At 59.0% G+C, this 23,495-nt stretch carries 23 protein-coding genes and 1 pseudogene; 23 read left to right on the top strand and 1 reads right to left on the bottom strand.

The window, feature by feature from the left end; all coding sequences use genetic code 11:
• The first annotated feature begins 595 nt into the window (after positions 1-595).
• The 22 genes from rpmH (at position 596) to AACG97_RS27810 (ending at position 21,966) form a co-directional block, all read left to right on the top strand.
• Positions 596-730: a 50S ribosomal protein L34 gene (gene rpmH / locus AACG97_RS27915; RefSeq protein WP_003253163.1), complete on the top strand. Its 135-nt coding sequence runs from the start codon at positions 596-598 to the stop codon at positions 728-730.
• Between the two features lie 13 nt (positions 731-743).
• Positions 744-1,148 carry a ribonuclease P protein component gene (rnpA, locus tag AACG97_RS27910; protein ID WP_029886846.1) on the top strand — a complete coding sequence of 135 codons (405 nt, stop codon included), beginning with the start codon at positions 744-746 and terminating at the stop codon, positions 1,146-1,148.
• Positions 1,141-1,386 (top strand): membrane protein insertion efficiency factor YidD, encoded by a 246-nt coding sequence (yidD, locus tag AACG97_RS27905; RefSeq protein WP_009684672.1) that lies wholly within the window; start codon positions 1,141-1,143, stop codon positions 1,384-1,386. The genes rnpA and yidD overlap by 8 nt, the downstream gene beginning before the upstream one ends.
• A 2-nt stretch (positions 1,387-1,388) precedes the next feature.
• Positions 1,389-3,071, top strand: coding sequence for a membrane protein insertase YidC (gene yidC, locus AACG97_RS27900; protein ID WP_009684671.1), 1,683 nt, complete (start codon positions 1,389-1,391; stop codon positions 3,069-3,071).
• Between the two features lie 87 nt (positions 3,072-3,158).
• Positions 3,159-4,529, top strand: coding sequence for a tRNA uridine-5-carboxymethylaminomethyl(34) synthesis GTPase MnmE (gene mnmE, locus AACG97_RS27895; RefSeq protein WP_115295207.1), 1,371 nt, complete (start codon positions 3,159-3,161; stop codon positions 4,527-4,529).
• Positions 4,530-5,117: 588 nt separating this feature from the next.
• Positions 5,118-7,010 (top strand): tRNA uridine-5-carboxymethylaminomethyl(34) synthesis enzyme MnmG, encoded by a 1,893-nt coding sequence (mnmG, locus tag AACG97_RS27890; protein WP_009684669.1) that lies wholly within the window; start codon positions 5,118-5,120, stop codon positions 7,008-7,010.
• Entirely contained in the window at positions 7,007-7,657 is a 651-nt protein-coding gene (gene rsmG / locus AACG97_RS27885) for a 16S rRNA (guanine(527)-N(7))-methyltransferase RsmG (RefSeq protein ID WP_009684668.1), read from the top strand. Before mnmG ends, rsmG begins: the two co-directional genes overlap by 4 nt.
• Before the next feature lie 18 nt (positions 7,658-7,675).
• Positions 7,676-8,467 carry a ParA family protein gene (locus AACG97_RS27880; protein WP_009684667.1) on the top strand — a complete coding sequence of 264 codons (792 nt, stop codon included), beginning with the start codon at positions 7,676-7,678 and terminating at the stop codon, positions 8,465-8,467.
• 9 nt (positions 8,468-8,476) lie between these two features.
• Complete coding sequence (locus AACG97_RS27875) at positions 8,477-9,349, top strand: ParB/RepB/Spo0J family partition protein (protein WP_115295205.1); 873 nt, start codon at positions 8,477-8,479, stop codon at positions 9,347-9,349.
• Positions 9,350-9,498: 149 nt separating this feature from the next.
• Positions 9,499-9,906, top strand: a complete 408-nt coding sequence (locus AACG97_RS27870) for a F0F1 ATP synthase subunit I (RefSeq protein ID WP_009684665.1) — start codon at positions 9,499-9,501, stop codon at positions 9,904-9,906.
• 16 nt (positions 9,907-9,922) lie between these two features.
• Positions 9,923-10,792, top strand: a complete 870-nt coding sequence (atpB, locus tag AACG97_RS27865; RefSeq protein WP_003253188.1) for a F0F1 ATP synthase subunit A — start codon at positions 9,923-9,925, stop codon at positions 10,790-10,792.
• A gap of 144 nt (positions 10,793-10,936) precedes the next feature.
• Positions 10,937-11,194: a F0F1 ATP synthase subunit C gene (gene atpE / locus AACG97_RS27860; protein WP_003097235.1), complete on the top strand. Its 258-nt coding sequence runs from the start codon at positions 10,937-10,939 to the stop codon at positions 11,192-11,194.
• A 58-nt stretch (positions 11,195-11,252) separates the two neighbouring features.
• The gene (locus AACG97_RS27855; protein WP_003253189.1) at positions 11,253-11,723 is read left to right on the top strand and encodes a F0F1 ATP synthase subunit B; all 471 of its coding nucleotides are present in this window, start codon (positions 11,253-11,255) and stop codon (positions 11,721-11,723) included.
• Between the two features lie 12 nt (positions 11,724-11,735).
• Positions 11,736-12,272: a F0F1 ATP synthase subunit delta gene (locus AACG97_RS27850; RefSeq protein WP_003253191.1), complete on the top strand. Its 537-nt coding sequence runs from the start codon at positions 11,736-11,738 to the stop codon at positions 12,270-12,272.
• 21 nt (positions 12,273-12,293) lie between these two features.
• A complete protein-coding gene (gene atpA, locus AACG97_RS27845; RefSeq protein ID WP_009684664.1) occupies positions 12,294-13,838 on the top strand; it encodes a F0F1 ATP synthase subunit alpha in 1,545 nt (514 codons plus the stop codon).
• A 48-nt stretch (positions 13,839-13,886) separates the two neighbouring features.
• The gene (atpG, locus tag AACG97_RS27840) at positions 13,887-14,747 is read left to right on the top strand and encodes a F0F1 ATP synthase subunit gamma (RefSeq protein WP_009684663.1); all 861 of its coding nucleotides are present in this window, start codon (positions 13,887-13,889) and stop codon (positions 14,745-14,747) included.
• Between the two features lie 27 nt (positions 14,748-14,774).
• Positions 14,775-16,151: a F0F1 ATP synthase subunit beta gene (gene atpD / locus AACG97_RS27835; RefSeq protein ID WP_338464343.1), complete on the top strand. Its 1,377-nt coding sequence runs from the start codon at positions 14,775-14,777 to the stop codon at positions 16,149-16,151.
• A 44-nt stretch (positions 16,152-16,195) separates the two neighbouring features.
• On the top strand, positions 16,196-16,615 hold the full coding sequence (locus AACG97_RS27830; RefSeq protein WP_029886844.1) for a F0F1 ATP synthase subunit epsilon: 420 nt from the start codon (positions 16,196-16,198) through the stop codon (positions 16,613-16,615).
• Between the two features lie 121 nt (positions 16,616-16,736).
• A complete protein-coding gene (gene glmU, locus AACG97_RS27825) occupies positions 16,737-18,104 on the top strand; it encodes a bifunctional UDP-N-acetylglucosamine diphosphorylase/glucosamine-1-phosphate N-acetyltransferase GlmU (RefSeq protein ID WP_029886843.1) in 1,368 nt (455 codons plus the stop codon).
• Between the two features lie 263 nt (positions 18,105-18,367).
• Positions 18,368-19,147 carry a DeoR/GlpR family DNA-binding transcription regulator gene (locus tag AACG97_RS27820; RefSeq protein ID WP_225786208.1) on the top strand — a complete coding sequence of 260 codons (780 nt, stop codon included), beginning with the start codon at positions 18,368-18,370 and terminating at the stop codon, positions 19,145-19,147.
• 3 nt (positions 19,148-19,150) lie between these two features.
• Positions 19,151-20,986, top strand: a complete 1,836-nt coding sequence (gene glmS / locus AACG97_RS27815; protein WP_054914016.1) for a glutamine--fructose-6-phosphate transaminase (isomerizing) — start codon at positions 19,151-19,153, stop codon at positions 20,984-20,986.
• Positions 20,987-21,219: 233 nt separating this feature from the next.
• Complete coding sequence (locus AACG97_RS27810; protein WP_009683552.1) at positions 21,220-21,966, top strand: SDR family oxidoreductase; 747 nt, start codon at positions 21,220-21,222, stop codon at positions 21,964-21,966.
• On the opposite strand, the gene AACG97_RS28235 is transcribed toward AACG97_RS27810, so the two are convergent.
• Complete coding sequence (locus AACG97_RS28235) at positions 21,910-22,272, bottom strand: LysR substrate-binding domain-containing protein (RefSeq protein WP_225786186.1); 363 nt, start codon at positions 22,270-22,272, stop codon at positions 21,910-21,912. The two genes, AACG97_RS27810 and AACG97_RS28235, sit on opposite strands and share 57 nt — an antisense overlap.
• A 38-nt stretch (positions 22,273-22,310) precedes the next feature.
• Here AACG97_RS28235 and AACG97_RS27805 point away from each other — a divergent pair.
• Positions 22,311-23,343: pseudogene (locus tag AACG97_RS27805) on the top strand (IS3 family transposase); the annotation flags it as partial.
• Positions 23,344-23,495: the final 152 nt, after the last annotated feature.

Raw genomic sequence — 23,495 nt, 5'->3', positions numbered from 1 at the left:
GGATATCCCCTGAGTTTGAAAGCCGGATGAGGCAAAAACAAACCGCCATTGTACCGGTCGAGCGTCCAGTTATCCACATGTGGACACATGAGTAACCATGACAAATCAGCCATTTATCGACCAGATTGGCATGAAGGCGGTGTTGATAAGCTCTGTGGATAACCCGCCATGAGGGCTATGCACAACCCTGGGTTCTAGCCTGTGGATAATCCACCTGTGTATAACAGGCGATTTAATCCACAGGTTGCGACCACCTACGAAACAAGCGCAGCACGGGTTCAGAACATACTTATGAAACGCTGTACATCCCATTAACCGTGGCCTGAAGTAGGTTATCCACAGAAAGTTATCCACCTAAGCTTTATAGGTTTATCAGAAAAGCTTTTTATATCTCTCTTCTTTTTTTTCATGTTGTCCCCAACGCGTACCTTCGATCAAGCACCCTGGGGTCATGGCCGAGCAGTTGCCGTCCATCACATGCTCTATAGGGAAAGACTGGTTGGAAATTGACCTACGGGCTTGCTTTCTCTAGAATCGCCGGTCTCGTAAAAAGGGGGCCATCCCGGCCCGTCGTCGACAAACCAGGTAACACGCCATGAAACGTACTTTCCAACCAAGCACCATCAAGCGCGCGCGCACTCACGGTTTCCGTGCCCGTATGGCTACCAAGAACGGCCGCGCTGTTCTGTCGCGTCGTCGTGCCAAAGGCCGTAAGCGTCTGGCCATTTGATTTTTCGGCACAGGTGGTGAGTCAGGACTTCAGTCGGGAAAAGCGACTGCTTACACCCCGGCATTTCAAAGCGGTCTTCGACTCCCCAACCGGCAAGGTTCCAGGGAAAAACCTGCTGATCCTTGCTCGCGAGAACGGCCTCGATCACCCACGGCTGGGCCTGGTGATCGGCAAGAAAAGCGTCAAACTCGCCGTTCAACGCAATCGCCTCAAGCGCTTGATGCGCGATTCCTTTCGTCTGAACCAGCAGTTACTCGCCGGCCTGGACATCGTGATCGTCGCGCGCAAGGGATTGGGTGAAGTAGAAAACCCGGAATTGCACCAACACTTTGGCAAACTCTGGAAACGCCTGGCGCGCTCCCGCCCAGCACCAGTAGTCACCGCCAATTGCGCAGGGGTAGACAGCCAAGATGCGTAAACTGGCGCTCGTTCCGATCCAGTTTTACCGTTACGCCATTAGTCCTCTGATGGCCAGCCACTGTCGTTTCTTCCCCAGCTGCTCCTGTTACGCCTACGAAGCCATCGAAAATCATGGCTTGTGGCGTGGTGGGTGGCTGGCTGTTCGTCGCCTGGGGCGTTGTCATCCGTGGAATGCAGGCGGTTTCGACCCCGTTCCACCCGCTCCTTCCTCCCGAACTTCTTCGATAGCCGAGTAATCATGGATATTAAACGCACGATCCTGATCGCCGCGCTGGCAGTCGTGTCCTACGTCATGGTCCTGAAGTGGAACGATGACTACGGCCAAGCTGCCTTGCCGACTCAGAATACTGCTGCCAGCACTGTTGCGCCGGGCTTGCCCGATGGCGTGCCGGCCGGTAACAACGGTGCCAGCGCCGATGTACCGAGCGCCAACGCCGACTCCAGCCCTGCCGAACTGGCACCGGTCGCACTCAGCAAGGACCTGATCCGCGTCAAGACCGACGTCCTTGAGCTGGCTATCGACCCGGTTGGAGGTGACATCGTCCAGCTGAACCTGCCGAAATACCCCCGCCGCCAGGACCACCCGGACATCCCGTTCCAGTTGTTCGACAATGGTGGTGAGCGTGTCTACCTGGCACAAAGTGGCCTGACCGGCGCCAACGGCCCGGATGCCCGCGCCAGCGGCCGCCCACTGTATGCCGCCGAGCAGAAAAGCTACCAACTGGCTGACGGCCAGCAGCAACTGGTGGTCGACCTGAAGTTCAGCGACAACGGCGTCAACTACATCAAGCGCTTCAGCTTCAAGCGCGGTGAGTACGACCTGAATGTCAGCTACCTGATCGACAACCAGAGCAGCCAGCCGTGGAGCGGCAACATGTTTGCCCAGCTCAAGCGTGACGCCAGCGGCGATCCGTCTTCGAGCACTGCGACCGGCACCGCCACCTACCTGGGTGCAGCCCTGTGGACAGCTTCCGAGCCTTACAAAAAGGTCTCGATGAAGGACATGGACAAGGGCAATTTGAAAGAAAATGTGTCTGGTGGCTGGGTAGCCTGGCTGCAGCACTACTTCGTGACCGCGTGGATCCCGGCCAAGTCGGACAACAACGTTGTTCAGACGCGCAAGGACAGCCAGGGCAACTACATCATCGGCTACACCGGCCCGGCACTGAACGTACCTGCCGGTGGCAAGGTTGAAACCAGCGCCATGCTGTATGCCGGTCCGAAGATCCAGTCCAAGCTCAAGGAATTGTCCCCAGGCCTGGAACTGACCGTCGACTACGGCTTCCTGTGGTTCATCGCCCAGCCGATCTTCTGGCTGCTGCAACATATCCACAGCCTGCTGGGCAACTGGGGCTGGTCGATCATCGTGCTGACCATGCTGATCAAAGGCCTGTTCTTCCCGTTGTCGGCTGCCAGCTACCGTTCCATGGCGCGCATGCGTGCCGTTGCACCGAAACTCGCCGCGTTGAAAGAGCGCTTCGGTGATGATCGCCAGAAGATGTCCCAGGCGATGATGGAGCTGTACAAGAAAGAGAAGATCAACCCGTTGGGCGGCTGCCTGCCGATCCTGGTGCAGATGCCGGTGTTCCTGGCCCTGTACTGGGTGCTGCTGGAAAGCGTTGAAATGCGCCAGGCGCCATGGATGCTGTGGATTACCGACCTGTCGATCAAGGATCCGTTCTTCATCCTGCCGATCATCATGGGCGCCACCATGTTCATCCAGCAACGCCTGAACCCAACGCCGCCGGATCCGATGCAGGCCAAGGTGATGAAAATGATGCCGATCATCTTCACCTTCTTCTTCCTGTGGTTCCCAGCGGGTCTGGTGCTGTACTGGGTTGTGAACAACTGCTTGTCGATTTCGCAGCAGTGGTACATCACACGTCGCATCGAAGCAGCCACGAAAAAAGCTGCTGCCTGACGGGCTGCTACGCTAGCCTGTAAATAAAAACGCCCCCTAGTGGGGCGTTTTTGCTATCTGTCGTTATTGTCGTAGAGGCTTTCGAGCATGAACATTGTGCGTGAAACCATCGCAGCCATCGCCACCGCCCAGGGCCGCGGCGGGGTGGGGATTGTCAGGTTGTCCGGGCCCCTGGCCGCCAAGGCTGGGCAATTGATCACCGGCCGTACGCTTACCCCGCGCCACGCCCATTACGGCCCCTTCCGCGATGAGGACGGGCTGGTACTGGACGAAGGGATCGCGTTGTTCTTCCCCGGGCCCAATTCGTTCACCGGCGAGGACGTGCTTGAGCTGCAGGGCCACGGTGGCCCGGTGGTGCTGGATATGCTGCTGCAGCGCTGTGTACAAGTTGGCTGTCGGCTGGCCCGCCCAGGTGAGTTCAGCGAGCGCGCATTCCTCAACGACAAGCTCGACCTGGCGCAGGCCGAAGCTATTGCCGACCTGATCGAGGCCAGCTCCAGCCAGGCGGCCCGCAACGCCCTGCGCTCGCTGCAGGGCGAGTTCTCCAAGCGTGTGCATGGTTTGACCGAGGCGTTGATCGCATTGCGCATCTACGTCGAGGCAGCGATCGACTTCCCTGAAGAAGAGATCGACTTCCTCGCCGACGGCCACGTGCTTTCGATGCTCGATACCGTACGCCGAGAGTTATCCACCGTGCAGCGCGAGGCCGGGCAGGGTGCATTGCTGCGCGACGGCATGACGGTGGTTATCGCCGGCAGGCCCAATGCCGGTAAATCCAGCCTGCTGAACCAGCTGGCCGGGCGCGAAGCGGCGATCGTCACCGACATTGCCGGCACCACACGGGATATTTTGCGCGAACATATCCACATTGATGGCATGCCGCTGCATGTGGTGGACACCGCCGGGTTGCGGGCCACCGATGACCATGTGGAAAAGATTGGTGTGGAACGGGCGCTGAAGGCCATTGGCGAGGCTGACCGGGTATTGCTGGTGGTCGACTCCACAGCGCCCGAAGCCAGCGACCCGTTTGCCCTGTGGCCAGAGTTTCTCGACCAGCGGCCAGACCCGGCGAAGGTTACGCTGATCCGTAACAAGGCAGACCTGAGTGGCGAGCGGGTAGGGCTGGAACAAAGCGATGATGGCCACGTCACGATCACCCTCAGCGCCAAGGGCAATGACGCAGGCCTGCAGCTGCTACGCGACCACCTGAAGGCCTGCATGGGTTATGAACAGACTGCCGAGAGCGGTTTCAGCGCCCGCAGGCGCCACCTGGAAGCGTTGCGCCAGGCCAGTGAGCACTTGGAGCATGGCCGCGCACAACTGACCCTGGCGGGCGCGGGAGAGCTGTTGGCGGAAGACCTGCGTCAGGCCCAGCATGCGTTGGGCGAGATCACCGGGGCATTCAGTTCGGATGATTTGCTGGGGCGGATCTTCTCCAGCTTCTGTATTGGCAAATAATCCACAGCCGGGCACTGCCAATGGCCGCTTCTTCGGGAGCGGCTTTTTTTTGCCTGGAATTCACGCATCTGCCGTGCCGGCCTGCCAGCACCCACAAGCTTCCTGCTTGCCATGCTTGTTCCGCCCTCCTGTGGGAAAGGGTTTACCTGCCAGAAGGCCAGTACAGGCTCACAATTTTTCATACACAAGCTTGGAAATGCGTTCAGGAGCCCTGTGGAAAACCCGCCTTCAGCACCGTTGATAAGCATGCTTTTTTTCTGAGGACCAAACCCCCTGTGGGTAAACAGGCATTTAATCCACAGGCTAAATCACGTTATCCATACCCCTCAGGCCACTCCAACCACAGGGTTTAATTTCTCTGTACATTACGTAATTCAGAGCCTGCAAAGGTTTATCCACAGATAAGGCTGTGCATAAGAATAAACATAAAAACAAAGCTTTTATAAATTTCTCTTCTTTGATTTCTGTTGTGTGCCACTCATCCACAGACTGGTCAAAATTTGCTCAGACGGTTTCTTTAAGGGGGGGTAAGTCCCTATACTTGTCGGCTTACCTTCTCTATTCGCAAAAACAGGCACGAGGTGCGTGGTGGATTTCCCTTCCCGTTTTGAAGTGATCGTCATCGGCGGCGGCCATGCCGGTACCGAGGCTGCGCTTGCGTCAGCACGCATGGGTGTGAAAACCCTGCTGTTGACCCATAACGTGGAAACCCTCGGTCACATGAGCTGCAACCCCGCTATCGGCGGTATCGGCAAAAGCCATCTGGTCAAAGAGATCGATGCCCTGGGTGGCGCCATGGCATTGGCTACCGACAAGAGCGGCATCCAGTTCCGCGTTCTGAACAACCGCAAAGGTCCAGCTGTACGGGCAACCCGTGCCCAGGCCGACCGCGCCATCTACAAGGCGGTGGTTCGTGAAATCCTGGAGAACCAGCCAAACCTGTGGATATTCCAGCAGTCCTGCGATGACCTGATCGTCGAGCAGGATCAGGTCAAAGGCGTGGTGACCCAGATGGGTCTGCGTTTCTTTGCCGAATCGGTGGTACTGACCACCGGTACCTTCCTTGGCGGCCTGATCCACATCGGCTTGCAAAACCATTCAGGTGGTCGTGCCGGTGATCCGCCTTCGATCGCGCTGGCACACCGTATGCGCGAGCTACCACTGCGCGTGGGCCGCTTGAAAACGGGTACGCCACCACGTATCGACGGTCGTTCGGTGGATTTTTCGGTCATGACCGAGCAACCAGGCGATACGCCCATACCGGTGATGTCGTTCATGGGCAATGCCGAAATGCACCCGCGCCAAGTCAGTTGCTGGATTACCCATACCAACGCGCGTACCCACGAGATCATTGCCTCGAACCTCGACCGCTCGCCCATGTATTCGGGCGTGATCGAAGGTGTGGGCCCGCGCTACTGCCCATCGATCGAAGACAAGATCCACCGGTTCGCCGACAAGGAAAGCCACCAGGTGTTCATCGAGCCCGAGGGCTTGACCACCCATGAGCTGTACCCGAACGGTATTTCCACGTCGCTGCCGTTCGACGTGCAGCTGGAACTGGTCCGTTCGATCCGTGGCATGGAAAACGCCCACATCGTGCGCCCTGGCTATGCCATCGAGTACGACTACTTCGACCCGCGTGACCTCAAGTACAGCCTCGAGACCAAAGTCATCGGCGGCTTGTTCTTCGCCGGCCAGATCAATGGCACCACCGGTTACGAAGAAGCCGGCGCCCAGGGCCTGCTGGCCGGGACCAACGCCGCGTTGCGGGCACAAGGCCGTGACAGCTGGTGCCCTCGCCGTGACGAGGCCTACATCGGCGTACTGGTCGACGACCTGATTACCCTGGGCACCCAGGAGCCGTACCGTATGTTTACGTCGCGTGCCGAGTACCGGCTGATTCTGCGCGAAGACAACGCCGACCTGCGTCTGACCGAAAAGGGCCGTGAACTGGGCCTGATCGATGACCAGCGCTGGGCGGCCTTCTGCGCCAAGCGCGACGGTATCGAGCGCGAGGAGCAGCGCCTGAAGTCGACCTGGGTACGACCCAATACCGAACAAGGCCAAGCCATTGTGGATAAGTTCGGCACGCCGCTCAGCCACGAGTACAGCTTGCTCAACCTTCTGGCCCGCCCGGAAATCGACTACGCCGGCCTGATCGAGGCCACCGGCGGTGAGGCAATCGATCCACAGGTCGCCGAACAGGTCGAGATTCGCACCAAGTACGCCGGTTACATCGATCGCCAGCAGGATGAGATCGCTCGCCTGCGTGCCAGCGAGGACACCCGGTTGCCTGTGGATATCGACTACACGACCATTTCCGGCCTGTCGAAGGAGATCCAGGGCAAGCTGGGCCAGACCCGCCCGGAAACCCTGGGCCAGGCATCGCGCATTCCAGGCGTGACCCCGGCGGCGATTTCCCTGTTGCTGATTCACTTGAAAAAACGCGGCGCTGGCCGCGAATTGGAGCAAAGCGCTTGAGTGCCCTGGTTACCCCGCAACATGCTGAAGAGTTGTCCACAGGTGCGCGGCAGCTTGGTGTAGAACTGAGTGCCGAGCAGCATGAAAAACTGCTCGGCTACCTGGCCTTGTTGATCAAATGGAACAAAGCCTACAACCTGACCGCCGTGCGCGACCCAGACGAGATGGTTTCGCGGCATCTGCTCGACAGCCTGAGCGTCATGGCGTTTATCCACAGCGCGCGGGACAACTGGCTGGATGTCGGCAGTGGTGGTGGCATGCCTGGTATTCCTTTGGCTATCCTGCACCCGCACAAGCGGGTGACCGTGCTCGATGCCAATGGCAAGAAAACCCGCTTCCTGACCCAGGTGAAAATGGAACTCAAGCTAGACAACCTCACGGTTATCCACAGCCGGGTCGAGGCGTTCCAACCTGCACAACCGTTCGATGGGATCATCTCCCGTGCCTTCAGCAGCATGGAGAACTTCACCAACTGGACCCGCCACCTGGGCGACACCGGGACGCAATGGCTTGCAATGAAGGGGCTGCATCCTGCCGATGAACTGGTAGCATTGCCCGCAGACTTCACAGTGGAAAGCGAACAGGCCCTGACCGTTCCAGGTTGCCAGGGCCAGCGCCATCTGCTGATACTGCGCCGCAAGGCATGACTGGGAACACGCGCATCAATGGCTAAGGTATTCGCAATCGCGAACCAGAAAGGTGGTGTAGGCAAGACCACCACCTGTATCAATCTCGCCGCCTCGCTGGCCGCAACCAAGCGTCGTGTGCTGCTGATCGACCTCGATCCGCAGGGCAACGCCACCATGGGCAGCGGTGTGGACAAACACGAACTCGAGCACTCGGTCTACGACCTGCTGATCGGGGAGTGCGACCTGGCCCAGGCCATGCATTACTCCGAGCACGGTGGTTTTCAGCTGCTGCCGGCCAACCGCGACCTGACCGCCGCCGAAGTGGTGCTGCTGGAAATGCAGGTCAAGGAAAGCCGCCTGCGCAACGCGCTGGCGCCCATCCGTGACAACTACGACTACATCCTGATCGATTGCCCGCCGTCGCTGTCGATGCTTACGCTCAACGCCCTGGTCGCAGCCGATGGCGTGATCATCCCCATGCAGTGCGAGTACTACGCACTGGAGGGTCTCAGTGACCTTGTGGATAACATCAAGCGCATCGCTGCCCGGCTGAACCCGGAGCTGAAGATCGAGGGCTTGCTGCGGACCATGTACGATCCCCGCCTGAGCCTGAACAACGATGTGTCGGCCCAGCTCAAGGAGCACTTCGGGCCCCAGCTTTACGACACGGTCATTCCGCGCAACATTCGCCTGGCCGAGGCGCCCAGCTTCGGCATGCCGGCCCTGGCCTACGACAAGCAATCGCGTGGCGCCCTGGCTTATCTGGCGCTGGCTGGGGAACTGGTTCGCCGGCAACGCCGTCAGTCGCGCACTGCACAGACAACTTAAGGAATCCGTATGGCCGTCAAGAAACGGGGTCTCGGACGTGGGTTGGATGCACTGCTCAGTGGTCCTACCGTGAGCGCGCTCGAAGAGCAGGCTGTGAAGATCGACCAAAAGGAGCTTCAGCACCTGCCGGTCGAACTGATCCAGCGTGGCAAATATCAGCCACGCCGGGACATGGACCCACAGGCGCTGGAAGAACTTGCCCACTCGATTCGCAACCATGGGGTGATGCAACCGATCGTGGTGCGCCCGATCGGCGATAACCGCTACGAGATCATTGCCGGTGAGCGCCGTTGGCGTGCCACCCAGCAGGCCGGCCTGGACACCATCCCGGCCATGGTCCGCGAAGTGGCCGACGAGGCCGCCATCGCCATGGCACTGATCGAGAACATCCAGCGTGAAGACCTCAACCCGCTGGAAGAGGCGCTGGCCCTGCAGCGGCTGCAGCAGGAGTTCGAACTGACTCAGCAACAGGTGGCCGATGCGGTCGGCAAGTCGCGGGTCACCGTGGCCAACCTGCTGCGCCTGATTACCTTGCCTGAGGCGATCAAGACCATGCTCGCCCACGGCGACCTGGAAATGGGTCACGCCCGCGCATTGCTCGGGTTGGATGAGAATCGCCAGGAAGAGGGGGCGCGTCATGTTGTCGCACGTGGTCTCACCGTGCGCCAAACTGAAGCACTGGTTCGCCAGTGGCTCAGCGACAAGCCTGAACCGGTCGAACCGGGCAAACCTGATCCGGATATCGCGCGCCTTGAACAGCGGCTCGCAGAGCGCCTGGGCTCGGCTGTGCAGATTCGCCACGGCAACAAGGGCAAAGGCCAATTGGTTATTCGCTACAACTCGCTTGACGAGTTGCAAGGTGTGCTTGCACACATCCGCTGAAACAATTGCTGTTGTAGCGGGCAGTCGGAAATCACTACCGAAGAGTTGAATAGGGGTTAAACCACCCCTATACTCTGCGCGCATTTTGTCGGCACAAATTATGCCAAGTCATCACTGACTTGTTGGTCGACTTCCGAGGAGCAGTTGTGATGGAAATCCGCACGCCAAACCGCCTGCCTTTCCATCGCTGGGCGGTTTTTCCGGTACTGCTGGCTCAATTTGTCGTATTCCTGCTGGCGACCCTGGTGTTGTGGCAGTGGAAAGGGGCGGTCAGTGGATATTCAGGCCTTTGCGGAGGTTTGATTGCCTGGCTGCCCAACGTGTATTTCGCCTGGAAGGCTTTTCGCTTTAGCGGAGCTCGGGCGGCACAAGCCATCGTCAAGTCGTTCTACGCTGGCGAGGCAGGCAAGATGATTTTGACGGCAGTGCTTTTTGCACTGACCTTCGCAGGAGTGAAGCCACTGGCGCCGCTAGCAGTATTCGGCGTCTTCGTGTTGACCCTTTTGGTCAGCTGGTTCGCGCCCCTGCTGATGAATAAAAGACTTTCGAGACCTTAGGGCGTTTGAGGCAACCATGGCAGCAGAAACCGCTTCGGGCTATATCCAGCACCACTTGCAGAACCTGACCTACGGTCAACTACCAGACGGCAGCTGGGGCTTTGCCCATTCGGCTGCAGAAGCCAAGGCAATGGGCTTCTGGGCGTTCCACCTGGACACCCTGGGTTGGTCCGTCGCGCTGGGTCTGATCTTCCTGTTGATCTTCCGCATGGCGGCCAAGAAGGCCACCTCCGGCCAGCCTGGCGGCCTGCAGAACTTCGTGGAAGTGATGGTCGACTTCGTCAACGGCAGCGTGAAGGACTCCTTCCACGGCCGTAGCCCGGTCATCGCACCGCTGGCGCTGACCATCTTCGTCTGGGTATTCCTGATGAACGCCGTCGACCTGGTACCGGTCGACTGGATTCCTCAGCTGGCCATCCTGATCTCCGGTGATCCGCACATTCCGTTCCGCGCCGTGTCGACCACCGACCCGAACGCGACCCTGGCCATGGCGTTCTGCGTATTCGCGCTGATCATCTTCTACAGCATCAAGGTCAAGGGCCTGGGCGGCTTCATCGGTGAGCTGACCCTGCACCCGTTCGGCAGCAAGAACATCTTCGTGCAGATCCTGCTGATTCCGGTCAACTTCCTGCTCGAATTCGTCACCCTGATCGCCAAGCCGATCTCGCTGGCACTGCGTCTGTTCGGCAACATGTATGCCGGCGAACTGGTGTTCATCCTGATCGCGGTCATGTTCGGTTCCGGCCTGCTGTGGCTGAGCGGCCTGGGTGTCGTGCTGCAATGGGCGTGGGCGGTGTTCCACATCCTGATCATCACCCTGCAAGCTTTCATCTTCATGATGCTCACCATCGTCTACCTGTCGATGGCGCACGAAGATAACCATTAAGACCGCCTGGCGTGTCTGATAGCCTTCCCCGCTCGTTTGGGGGGAGGGCTTAAAAAGTCCGCAAGGGCATGCTGTACCAAACGATTTGTTTTACCGCTTCAACTTAAAAACCTAACCAATACGACGTAAAAGTCGGGAGGAAAGATGGAAACTGTAGTTGGTCTGACCGCTATCGCTGTTGCTCTGCTGATCGGCCTGGGTGCTCTGGGTACCGCCATTGGTTTCGGCCTGCTGGGCGGCAAATTCCTGGAAGGCGCTGCTCGCCAGCCAGAAATGGTTCCAATGCTGCAGGTTAAAATGTTCATCGTTGCCGGTCTGCTCGACGCCGTAACCATGATCGGTGTTGGTATCGCTCTGTTCTTCACCTTCGCGAATCCGTTCGTTGGTCAAATCGCCGGCTAATCACTCGTAACCACGAGTTGATAGCTGTGATGAACCAAAGACCGAGCGAGGTGTTGGCGTGAATATTAATGCAACCCTGATTGGCCAATCCGTTGCCTTCTTGATTTTTGTACTCTTCTGCATGAAGTACGTATGGCCTCCGGTCATCACTGCTCTGCAAGAGCGCCAAAAGAAGATTGCCGACGGCTTGGACGCTGCCAACCGCGCAGCTCGCGACCTGGAGCTGGCCCAAGAAAAAGCGGGTCAGCAACTGCGTGAAGCTAAGGCACAGGCAGCCGAAATCATTGAGCAAAGCAAGAAACGCGCTGCTCAGCTTGTCGAGGAAGCCCGTGAACAGGCCCGCGTCGAAGCTGACCGTGTGAAGGCTCAGGCTCTGGCCGAGATCGAACAGGAACTGAACAGTGCTAAAGACGCCCTGCGTGCCCAAGTGGGTGCCCTGGCCGTTGGCGGTGCTGAAAAGATCCTTGGCGCCACAATCGATCAAAACGCGCATGCGGAGCTGGTTAACAAACTGGCCGCTGAAATTTAAGCGAGGGCGATCATGGCAGAACTGACCACGTTGGCCCGACCTTACGCTAAGGCTGCCTTTGAGCACGCCCAGGCCCATCAGCAACTGGCCAATTGGTCAGCCATGCTCGGCCTGGCTGCTGCGGTGTCGCAAGACGACACCATGCAGCGCCTGCTCAAGGCCCCGCGACTGACGAGCGCAGAAAAGGCCGCCACGTTCATTGACGTGTGCGGTGACAAGTTCAATGCACAGGCACAGAATTTCATTCATGTTGCCGCGGAAAACGACCGTCTCCTGCTTCTGCCGGAGATTGCCGCCCTGTTCGACCTGTACAAGGCCGAGCAAGAGAAATCCGTGGACGTGGAAGTCACCAGTGCCTTCGCGTTGAACCAAGAACAGCAAGACAAACTCGCCAAGGTTCTCAGTGCACGGTTAGGCCAGGAAGTGCGCCTGCACGCGTCGGAGGATGCCAGCCTGATTGGCGGCGTCGTCATCCGCGCAGGTGACCTGGTAATCGATGGCTCTGTTCGCGGCAAAATCGCGAAACTGGCCGAAGCATTGAAATCTTGAGTTTGAAGGGGCAGCAGAGCAATGCAGCAACTCAATCCTTCCGAAATTAGTGAAATCATCAAGGGCCGCATCGACAACCTCGATGTGAGCTCCCAAGCCCGTAACGAAGGTACCGTTGTTTCGGTATCCGACGGTATCGTGCGGATCCACGGTCTGGCCGACGTCATGTACGGCGAAATGATCGAGTTCCCTGGCAGCGTCTACGGTATGGCCCTGAACCTGGAGCAAGACTCCGTAGGTGCAGTGATCCTGGGTGCCTATGACACCCTCGCCGAAGGCATGAGCGCCAAGTGCACCGGCCGCATCCTGGAAGTTCCTGTTGGTAAGGAACTGCTGGGTCGCGTCGTTGACGCACTGGGTAACCCGATCGATGGCAAAGGTCCGCTGGGCAACACCCAGACCGACGCGGTCGAGAAAGTGGCTCCAGGCGTGATCTGGCGTAAGTCGGTAGACCAGCCTGTACAGACTGGCTACAAGTCCGTCGACGCCATGATCCCTGTCGGCCGTGGCCAGCGCGAGCTGATCATTGGCGACCGTCAGATCGGTAAGACCGCCATGGCCATCGACGCCATCATCAACCAGAAAGACTCCGGTATTTTCTGTGTTTATGTTGCTGTCGGCCAGAAGCGCTCCACCGTTGCCAACATCGTTCGCAAGCTGGAAGAAACCGGCGCCCTGGCCAACACCATCGTGGTTGTTGCCAGTGCTTCGGAATCCGCCGCACTGCAGTTCCTGGCGCCATACGCCGGCTGCACCATGGGCGAGTTCTTCCGTGACCGCGGTGAAGACGCACTGATCGTTTACGATGACCTGTCCAAGCAGGCCGTTGCCTACCGTCAGATCTCCCTGCTGCTGCGCCGTCCGCCAGGACGTGAAGCGTACCCAGGCGACGTGTTCTATCTCCACTCCCGTCTGCTGGAGCGTGCATCGCGCGTTTCGGAAGAATACGTCGAGAAGTTCACCAACGGTGCAGTCACTGGCAAGACCGGTTCCCTGACCGCCCTGCCGATCATCGAAACCCAGGCTGGCGACGTTTCCGCGTTCGTTCCGACCAACGTGATTTCCATCACCGACGGTCAGATCTTCCTGGAATCGGCCATGTTCAACTCGGGCATCCGCCCTGCAGTGAACGCCGGTGTTTCGGTATCCCGCGTAGGTGGTGCCGCTCAGACCAAGATCATCAAGAAGCTGTCCGGTGGTATTCGTACCGCTCTGGCTCAGTACCGTGAACTGGCTGCATTCGCCCAGTTCGCTTCCGATCTGGACGAAGCGACCCGCAAGCAGCTGGAGCATGGTCAGCGCGTAACCGAGCTGATGAAGCAGAAGCAGTACGCGCCGATGTCCATCGCGGACATGGCTCTGTCGCTGTACGCCGCTGAGCGTGGTTTCCTGACTGACGTGGAAGTCTCCAAGGTCGGTAGCTTCGAGCAAGCACTGATCGCCTTCTTCAACCGTGATCACGCCGAACTGATGGCGAAGATCAACGTGAAGGGTGACTTCAACGACGAAATCGACGCAGGCCTGAAAGCCGGTATCGAGAAGTTCAAGGCCACCCAGACCTGGTAAGCCGCAGCGGGGGCTCCGGCCCCCGCTTGCTAACCTGATAGGTGATACATGGCAGGCGCAAAAGAGATTCGCAGTAAGATTGCGAGCATCAAAAGCACGCAAAAAATTACCAGCGCCATGGAGAAAGTGGCGGTCAGCAAGATGCGCAAGGCACAAATGCGCATGGCTGCTAGCCGTCCTTACGCGGAGCGTATCCGCCAGGTGATCGGTCATCTGGCCAACGCCAACCCGGAATACCGCCACCCGTTCATGATCGAGCGCCCTGTAAAGCGCGCCGGTTATATCGTGGTGAGCAGTGACCGTGGCTTGTGCGGTGGCTTGAACACCAACCTGTTCAAGGCCCTGGTCAAGGACATGAGCGAAAACCGCGAACAGGGCGTGGAAATCGACCTGTGCGTGATCGGCAGCAAGGGTGCGACTTTCTTCCGCATCTTTGGCGGCAACGTTGTAGCCGCGATCAGCCACCTGGGCGAAGAGCCGTCGATCAATGATCTGATCGGCTCCGTCAAAGTGATGCTGGACGCCTATATGGACGGCCGTATCGATCGCCTCTCGGTGGTTTCGAACAAGTTCATCAACACCATGACCCAAAAACCGACGGTCGAGCAATTGGTACCGTTGGTGGCAACCCCGGATCAGGAACTCAAGCACCACTGGGACTACCTGTACGAACCCGACGCAAAAGAGCTGCTGGACGGCTTGATGGTGCGTTACGTGGAGTCGCAGGTCTACCAGGCGGTGGTCGAGAACAACGCTGCTGAACAAGCAGCCCGGATGATCGCCATGAAAAACGCCACAGACAACGCCGGTGATTTGATCAAAGAGCTGCAATTGATCTACAACAAGGCGCGTCAGGCTGCGATCACCCAGGAGATCTCGGAAATCGTCGGCGGCGCTGCCGCGGTTTAACGGTTCAAAAAATCAGAGGATCCAGCTATGAGTAGCGGACGTATCGTTCAAATCATCGGCGCCGTCATCGACGTGGAATTCCCACGTGACGTCGTGCCGAGTGTTTACAACGCGCTGAAAGTACAAGGCGCGGAAACCACCCTGGAAGTTCAGCAGCAGCTGGGCGACGGCGTGGTTCGTACCATTGCGATGGGCTCGACCGAAGGCCTGAAGCGCGGTCTGGATGTCGTCGACACCGGCGCTGCCATCTCCGTTCCTGTTGGTAAGGCCACCCTGGGCCGCATCATGGACGTACTGGGCAACCCGATCGACGAAGCCGGTCCGATCGGCGAAGAAGAGCGTCGCGGTATCCACCAGCCAGCGCCTTCGTTCGCTGACCAGGCAGGCGGCAACGACCTGCTGGAAACCGGCATCAAGGTTATCGACCTGGTTTGCCCGTTTGCCAAGGGTGGTAAGGTTGGTCTGTTCGGTGGTGCCGGCGTCGGCAAGACCGTTAACATGATGGAACTGATCCGTAACATCGCCATGGAACACAGCGGTTACTCCGTGTTCGCTGGTGTGGGTGAGCGTACTCGTGAGGGTAACGACTTCTACCACGAGATGACCGACTCCAACGTTATCGATAAAGTATCCCTGGTGTACGGCCAGATGAACGAGCCACCAGGAAACCGTCTGCGCGTAGCGCTGACCGGCCTGACCATGGCTGAGAAGTTCCGTGACGAAGGTAACGACGTTCTGCTGTTCGTCGACAACATCTATCGTTACACCCTGGCCGGTACCGAAGTATCCGCACTGCTGGGCCGTATGCCTTCTGCAGTAGGTTACCAGCCGACCCTGGCTGAAGAGATGGGCGTTCTGCAAGAGCGCATCACCTCCACCAAGGAAGGTTCGATCACCTCCGTTCAGGCCGTATACGTACCTGCGGACGACTTGACCGACCCGTCGCCAGCGACCACCTTCGCCCACTTGGACGCCACCGTCGTTCTGTCCCGTGACATCGCCTCCCTGGGTATCTACCCAGCGGTCGACCCACTGGACTCGACTTCGCGTCAGCTGGACCCGAACGTGATCGGCAACGAGCACTACGAGACCGCTCGTGGCGTTCAGTATGTTCTGCAGCGCTACAAAGAGCTGAAGGACATCATCGCGATCCTGGGTATGGACGAACTGTCCGAAAGCGACAAGCAACTGGTAGCCCGCGCTCGTAAGATCCAGCGCTTCCTGTCGCAGCCGTTCTTCGTGGCCGAAGTCTTCACCGGTTCGCCAGGCAAGTACGTTTCCCTGAAAGACACCATCGCTGGCTTCAGCGGCATCCTCAAAGGTGACTACGACCACCTGCCAGAACAAGCGTTCTACATGGTCGGCAGCATCGACGAAGCGATCGAGAAAGCCAAGAAACTGTAATCCCGGCGCCCCGCAAGGGGCGCTAATCAGGTTGAGGCAAGCAGATGGCTATGACAGTCCATTGCGACATCGTCAGCGCGGAAGGAGAAATCTTCTCCGGCCTGGTCGAGATGGTAGTAGCGCACGGCAACCTGGGCGATCTGGGTATCGCTCCAGGCCACGCGCCGCTGATCACCAATCTCAAGCCAGGTCCGATCACGCTGACCAAGCAGGGTGGCACTCAAGAGGTGTTCTACATCTCCGGTGGCTTCCTCGAAGTGCAGCCGAACATGGTGAAGGTTCTTGCCGACACCGTGCAACGTGCTGCCGACCTGGACGAAGCTCAGGCTCAGGAAGCCCTCAAGGCTGCCGAGAACGCGCTGAACACTAAAGGCTCGGACTTCGACTACGGCGCTGCAGCCGCACGTCTGGCCGAGGCGGCTGCTCAGCTGCGTACTGTCCAGCAAATGCGCAGAGGTAAATAATCCGGCCCAGGCCGCTTACTGCCAGTGCGATTGAGTTAAAGGGTAGCCTCGGCTACCCTTTTTCTTTTTCCGAATTTCTATTCTGGTCACGCAGCTGACCGCCCAGGATTGGTAGCCAGTAATGTCCCTCGATATCGTTATTCTCGCCGCAGGCCAAGGCACGCGCATGCGTTCGGCGCTCCCCAAGGTGCTGCACCCGGTCGCCGGCAACTCCATGCTCGGCCATGTTATCCACAGCGCGCGCCAGCTGCAGCCGCAAGGTATTCATGTGGTCATTGGCCATGGTGCCGAACTGGTCCGCGAGCGCCTGGCCGCCGATGACCTGAATTTCGTCATGCAGGACAAACAGCTGGGTACCGGCCACGCCGTTGCACAGGCACTGCCAGCGCTGACTGCCGATACTGTGCTGGTACTGTACGGCGACGTGCCGCTGATCGAAGTGGAGACCCTGCAGCGGCTGCTGGCCAAGGCCAATGACCAGCAACTGGGCCTGCTCACAGTCACCCTCGACGACCCGACCGGCTATGGCCGCATCGTTCGCGATCAGCAAGGCAATGTCACCGCCATCGTTGAGCACAAGGATGCCAGCGAAGCGCAAAAAGCGATCAACGAAGGCAACACGGGCATTCTGGCGCTGCCAGCGGCGCGCCTGGCTGACTGGATGGGTCGTCTGTCAAACAACAACGCCCAGGGTGAGTATTACCTGACCGACGTCATCGCCATGGCGGTGGCCGATGGTTTGGTGGTGGCTACCGAGCAGCCACACGATCCAATGGAAGTGCAGGGGGCCAACGACCGTCGCCAGCTTTCCGAGCTGGAGCGCCACTACCAGTTGCGTGAAGGGCGTCGCCTGATGGCCCAGGGTGTAACCCTGCGTGACCCGGCGCGCTTCGACGTGCGCGGTGAGGTGACCGTCGGTCGTGACGTGCTGATCGACATCAACGTTGTACTCGAGGGCAAAGTGGTCATCGAGGACGATGTGCAGATCGGTCCCAACTGTGTAATCAAGAACACGACCCTGCGCAAAGGGGCTGTGGTCAAGGCCAACAGTCACCTTGAAGGTGCGGTGATGGGCGAGGGCAGCGATGCCGGCCCGTTTGCTCGGCTGCGCCCTGGCAGCGTGCTGGATGCCAAAGCCCATGTGGGTAACTTTGTAGAACTGAAAAACGCTCACCTTGGAGAGGGTGCCAAGGCTGGCCACCTGACGTACCTGGGCGATGCCGAAATCGGCGCCCGTACCAACATTGGCGCAGGTACCATCACCTGCAACTACGACGGTGCCAACAAGTTCAAGACAGTGATGGGTGAGGATGTATTCATCGGTTCGAACAACTCGCTGGTAGCGCCTGTGGAGATCCAGGCCGGCGCCACTACCGCCGCTGGTTCTACCATTACGCAGGCTGTTGAAGCAGGTGATCTGGCAGTGGCCCGGGCACGCCAGCGCAACATCCCAGGTTGGAAGCGGCCGGAGAAGATCAAGAAGAGCTGATTTATCCACAGCTGCTTCCCTCGAAGCCGACCTATGTGAGTAAGTCGGCTTTTTTTGTGCTCTATGCAACCCGATGTGTGGGCGCGGCCCGTGTGGGAGCGGGCAAGCCCGCGAACACCGGCAAAGCCGGTGCTATACATCGCGGTGCCGGCGTTGCGGACAAGCCAAGAAAAATTGCCGCCAGTAAAGTTATGCACAGCTTGACGAATCGCTCATCTTAGGTTTTGATTGCAACCATTATCTTTCGAAACGAAATTTAACTGATCATGTCGAAACGAAACACCCCTCAACGCCGCCACAACATCCTGGCCATGCTTAGCGAGCTGGGCGAAGTGAGTGTGGATGCCTTGGCCAAGCGTTTCGAAACCTCGGAAGTGACCATTCGTAAGGACCTTGCCGCGCTGGAGGCGAACGGCCTGCTGCTGCGCCGTTACGGCGGTGCAGTACCGGTACCGCAGGAAATGCTCAGCGAACCCGCGCACCCGGTCTCTGCCTACAAAAAAGCTATCGCCCGTGCAGCGGTGGGTCGTATACGCGAGCATGCTCGGATCATCATCGATAGCGGTAGCACGACCGCCGCTATGATTCCGGAACTGGGCCGCCAGCCCGGCCTGGTGGTGATGACCAATTCGTTGAATGTGGCTCGCGCCATCAGCGAGGTCGAGCACGAACCGGTACTGCTTATGACCGGCGGAACCTGGGACCCGCACTCCGAATCGTTCCAAGGGCAGGTCGCCGAGCAGGTCCTGCGGTCTTACGATTTCGACCAGTTGTTCATCGGTGCCGATGGCATCGACCTCGCGCGGGGCACCACCACCTTCAACGAGTTGCTTGGCCTGAGCCGGGTAATGGCTGAGGTCGCCCGCGAAGTGATCGTGATGGTCGAGTCGGACAAGGTGGGGCGCAAGATCCCCAACCTCGAGCTGCCCTGGGGCAGCGTGCATACCCTTATTACAGATGAACGCCTGCCCACAGCGGCACGCGAACACATTCAAGCCCGCGGCATCAACCTGATCTGTGCCGCGATCAGCCAGGAGCAATAATTCATGTGTGGAATCGTTGGTGCCGTCGCCGAACGTAATATCACCGCCATCCTGATCGAAGGCCTCAAGCGGCTTGAGTACCGTGGCTACGACAGCGCCGGCCTGGCCGTGCTCACCCAGGACGGCCAGCTGCAGCGTCGCCGCCGCATCGGCAAGGTCAGCGAGCTGGAAGCGGCCGTTGCTGCCGAGCCGCTGAGTGGCCGGCTGGGTATCGCCCACACCCGCTGGGCGACGCATGGTGCACCCACCGAAGGCAATGCCCACCCGCACTTCTCTGCTAATGAAGTAGCGGTAGTGCACAACGGCATCATCGAGAACCACGAAGAGCTGCGCGAAGAACTGAAGGGCCTGGGCTATGTCTTCGCCTCGCAGACCGATACCGAAGTCATCGTGCACCTGATTCACCATACCCTGAAAAGCGTGCCGAACCTGGCAGATGCGCTGAAGGCGGCCGTGAAACGCCTGCACGGTGCCTACGGTCTGGCGCTGGTCAGCATCCACCAGCCTGATCGCCTGCTCGCCGCACGCAGCGGCAGCCCCCTGGTGATCGGCCTGGGCCTGGGCGAAAACTTCCTGGCATCCGACCAACTGGCCCTGCGCCAGGTGACCGACCGCTTCATGTACCTGGAAGAGGGCGATATCGCCGAGATCCGTCGCGATCAGGTCACCATCTGGGACCAGGCCGGGCACGAAGTCCAGCGCGAAACCGTGCAGTACCATGAAGGCGCCGAGGCCGCCGACAAGGGTAACTACCGCCACTTCATGCTCAAGGAAATCCACGAGCAGCCAACCGTGGTTCAGCGCACGCTGGAAGGGCGCTTGGGTAAAGATCACGTTCTGGTCCAGGCCTTCGGCCCCCAGGCTGCAGAATTGTTTGCCAAAGTGCGCAATGTGCAGATCGTTGCCTGCGGTACCAGCTACCACGCAGGCATGGTCGCCCGTTACTGGCTCGAAGGCCTGGCCGGCATCCCTTGCCAGGTGGAAGTGGCCAGTGAATTCCGCTACCGCAAGGTGGTGGTGCAGCCAGACACCCTGTTTGTGTCCATTTCGCAATCTGGCGAAACCGCTGACACCCTCGCTGCCCTGCGCAACGCCAAGGAGCTGGGCTTCCTCGGCAGCCTGGCGATCTGCAACGTGGGTATCAGCTCGCTGGTCCGTGAGTCCGACCTGACCCTGCTGACCCTCGCTGGCCCGGAAATCGGTGTGGCCTCGACCAAGGCCTTCACCACCCAGCTGGTGTCGCTGATGCTGCTGACGCTGGCGCTCGGCCAAGTCCGCGGCACCTTGCCGGCCGGTGTCGAGGCCGACCTGGTCGAAGAGCTGCGCCGCCTGCCGACGCGCCTTGGCGAAGCCTTGGCCATGGACGCCACCGTCGAGAAAATCGCCGAGCTGTTCGCCGACAAGCACCACACCCTGTTCCTCGGCCGTGGCGCCCAGTACCCGGTGGCGATGGAGGGCGCACTCAAACTCAAGGAAATCTCCTACATTCACGCAGAAGCCTACCCAGCTGGCGAACTGAAGCATGGCCCATTGGCACTGGTGGACAACGATATGCCGGTGGTGACCGTTGCGCCGAACAACGAACTGCTGGAGAAACTGAAGTCCAACCTGCAGGAAGTACGGGCCCGTGGTGGGGAATTGGTGGTGTTCGCTGACGAACATGCGGGCATGACTAATGGCGAGGGCACCCACGTGATCCAGGTGCCGCACATCGCCGATGCCCTAGCGCCGATCCTGTACACCATTCCGCTGCAGTTGCTGTCTTACTACGTGGCTGTGCTGAAAGGCACCGATGTGGACCAGCCGCGTAACCTGGCCAAGTCGGTTACCGTTGAGTAACGGATAGGCGCGGGGGCTTGAGCCGCGAATGCCAATCGCTTTACACCTGGCTGCATCGTCACGACAGAGAGTGGTTGTATGCGCAGGCTAGTCAAATGCCCAAACCTGCTAGAAACCTTAATCCGCGAGTCGCTCACCGGCGGCAGGTACGATAGGTTTAAAGATTTTGGCGTAGAGTGACGACAAACGTCGAGTGCGCTCGAAGGTTCCTTGGATCGGATAAGGAGATCACCATGAAACGCTTGGCATTGGTAACGGGTGGAGGTCGCGGAATAGGTGCGGCTGTAGCTCGGCAGCTCGGGCACAAAGGATATGAGGTGTGCCTGACCTACGAGCGCGACGCAGAAGCGGCGCAAGTTGTGGTGGGCGCAATCTGTGGCGCAGGCGGTGTAGCTTGGAGCTGCCATTTGGACATAGCTTCGCCCGAGTCTGTGCACGCTTTGTTCCAAGCGCTCGACCAACGTCCCGCTCCCCTTGCGCTGCTGGTTAACAACGCTGGCATCACCGAAGGGTTCTCCAGGCTTGAAACGCTGTCCTACGAACGTCTTGAACATGTATTCCAAGTCAACGTTTTCGGGTCATTCATGTGTGCTCGCGAAGCAGTACGGCGCATGGGGCGTTCCCATGGCGGAGTGGGCGGGGTCATCGTCAATCTCTCTTCTCGGGCCGCCGAGCTGGGTGGCGGCGGGGAGTGGATCCACTATGCAGCGACCAAAGGAGCTATCGACAGTCTGACCCGCGGCCTGGCCAAGGAGGTGGCCAGCGAGGGCATCCGGGTCAACGCGGTAGCCCCAGGTTTGATCGAGACAGATTTGCACGCCGCCGCCGGCAAGCCCGAGCGGCTGACCGAAATGGCGGCTGCACTACCAGCAGGTAGAGCAGGATCGCCGGAGGAGGTCGCCGATTGCGTGTGCTGGTTGGCCTCAGAGGCAGCGAGTTACATCACTGGAGCCATCATCCCGGTTGCCGGGGGGCGGTGAAACGTGGCGGCCTTGCCCAACCATGGTAAGCAGGGGAAGGAAGTTGCGCAGGGCGAGCGACTGAGATCCTGGCAGCCAGGCCGCACTCAAGGGAGAGTGCAGCGGTTCACGACGAATCGGTAAGAAAACGATGCCTTGGCGTTGCTCGGCGCCGACGCTGTGGGGTACGAATGTCAGTCCTACGCCGGACTTGGTCAAGCCTAGAGCAGCTTGTAGGTTCTCCACCTCCTGCACTATGCGCAATTCGACGCCCGTCGCTTCGATTCGAGAAAGTATTAGATGTAGTGGTCTAATGAAACCGGACACCCATTTAGGCGAGAATGCTCGCCAGATAGAGGTGTCTGATGACCAAACAACGTCGTTCCTTTTCCGCTGAATTCAAACGCGAGGCCGCAGTCCTCGTGCTCGATCAAGGCTATAGCCATATCGAAGCCAGCCGCTCGCTTGGGGTGGTCGAGTCCGCGTTGCGTCGCTGGGTCAATCAACTGCAGCAGGAGCGCACCGGCGTTACTCCGTAAAGTAAGGCGCTGACGCCTGAGCAACAGAAAATCCAGGAATTGGAAGCTCGAATCGCTCGACTTGAGCGGGAGAAATCCATTTTAAAAAAGGCTACCGCGCTCTTGATGTCGGAAGAGCACGAGCGCAAGCGCTGATTGATCAACTGAGCCCTCACGAGCCGGTTGATTGGCTTTGCGGAGTCTTTGATGTCACTCGTTCGTGTTACTACGCCCACCGTCTCAGGCGCCGAACTCCAGACGTTGAGCGGCTTCGGTTGCGCAGCCGGGTTAACGAACTGTTTACGCAAAGTCGAAGCGCTGCCGGTAGCCGCAGCATCGTGTCGATGATGCAGGAAGACGGCGAGCAGATCGGGCGGTTCAAGGTGCGAGGCTTGATGCGGGAACTGGAGCTGGTCAGCAAACAACCTGGATGACATGCCTACAAACGAGCGACGGTTGAGCAGCCTGACATTCCGAATATCTTGAATCGAGAGTTTGATGTGCCGGCACCGAATCAGGTCTGGTGTGGCGACATCACCTACATCTGGGCTCAAGGGAGGTGGCATTACCTGGGTGTCGTTATGGATCTTTATGCGCGCCGAGTGGTGGGCTGGGCGCTGTCGAACAAGCCGGATGCGGATCTCTGGTCATCAAAGCGTTGGACATGGCTTATGAACAGCGTGGAAGGCCTCAAGGCCTTCTGTTTCACTCGGATCAGGGCTCGCAATATGGTAGCCGTCAGTTCCGCCAGCGGCTCTGGCGTTACCGCATGCGCCAAAGCATGAGCCGTCGTGGAAACTGCTGGGATAACGCGCCGATGGAGCGTGTGTTTCGCAGCTTGAAAACTGAATGGATACCGACCGTGGGCTACATGATTGCCACTACCTCAGCCACTACGACGCCACCCCCGAGCCTTCGCGTCGTTTCGCAGCGCCGATCAATCCCTGGTCAAGGATCCGCAGGTCAATCGGGGTTCCTACCACAAACAAGGCCCTGCCCACTTTCAACCGCCAGGCCTCGGCCTGACCACGA

Origin of the sequence: Pseudomonas sp. Nvir (assembly GCF_963778085.1) — a bacterium.
GTDB lineage: Bacteria > Pseudomonadota > Gammaproteobacteria > Pseudomonadales > Pseudomonadaceae > Aquipseudomonas > Aquipseudomonas juntendi.
The sequence above is the reverse complement of the archived record's forward strand: the minus strand, read 5'-3'. Positions and strand labels throughout refer to the sequence as shown.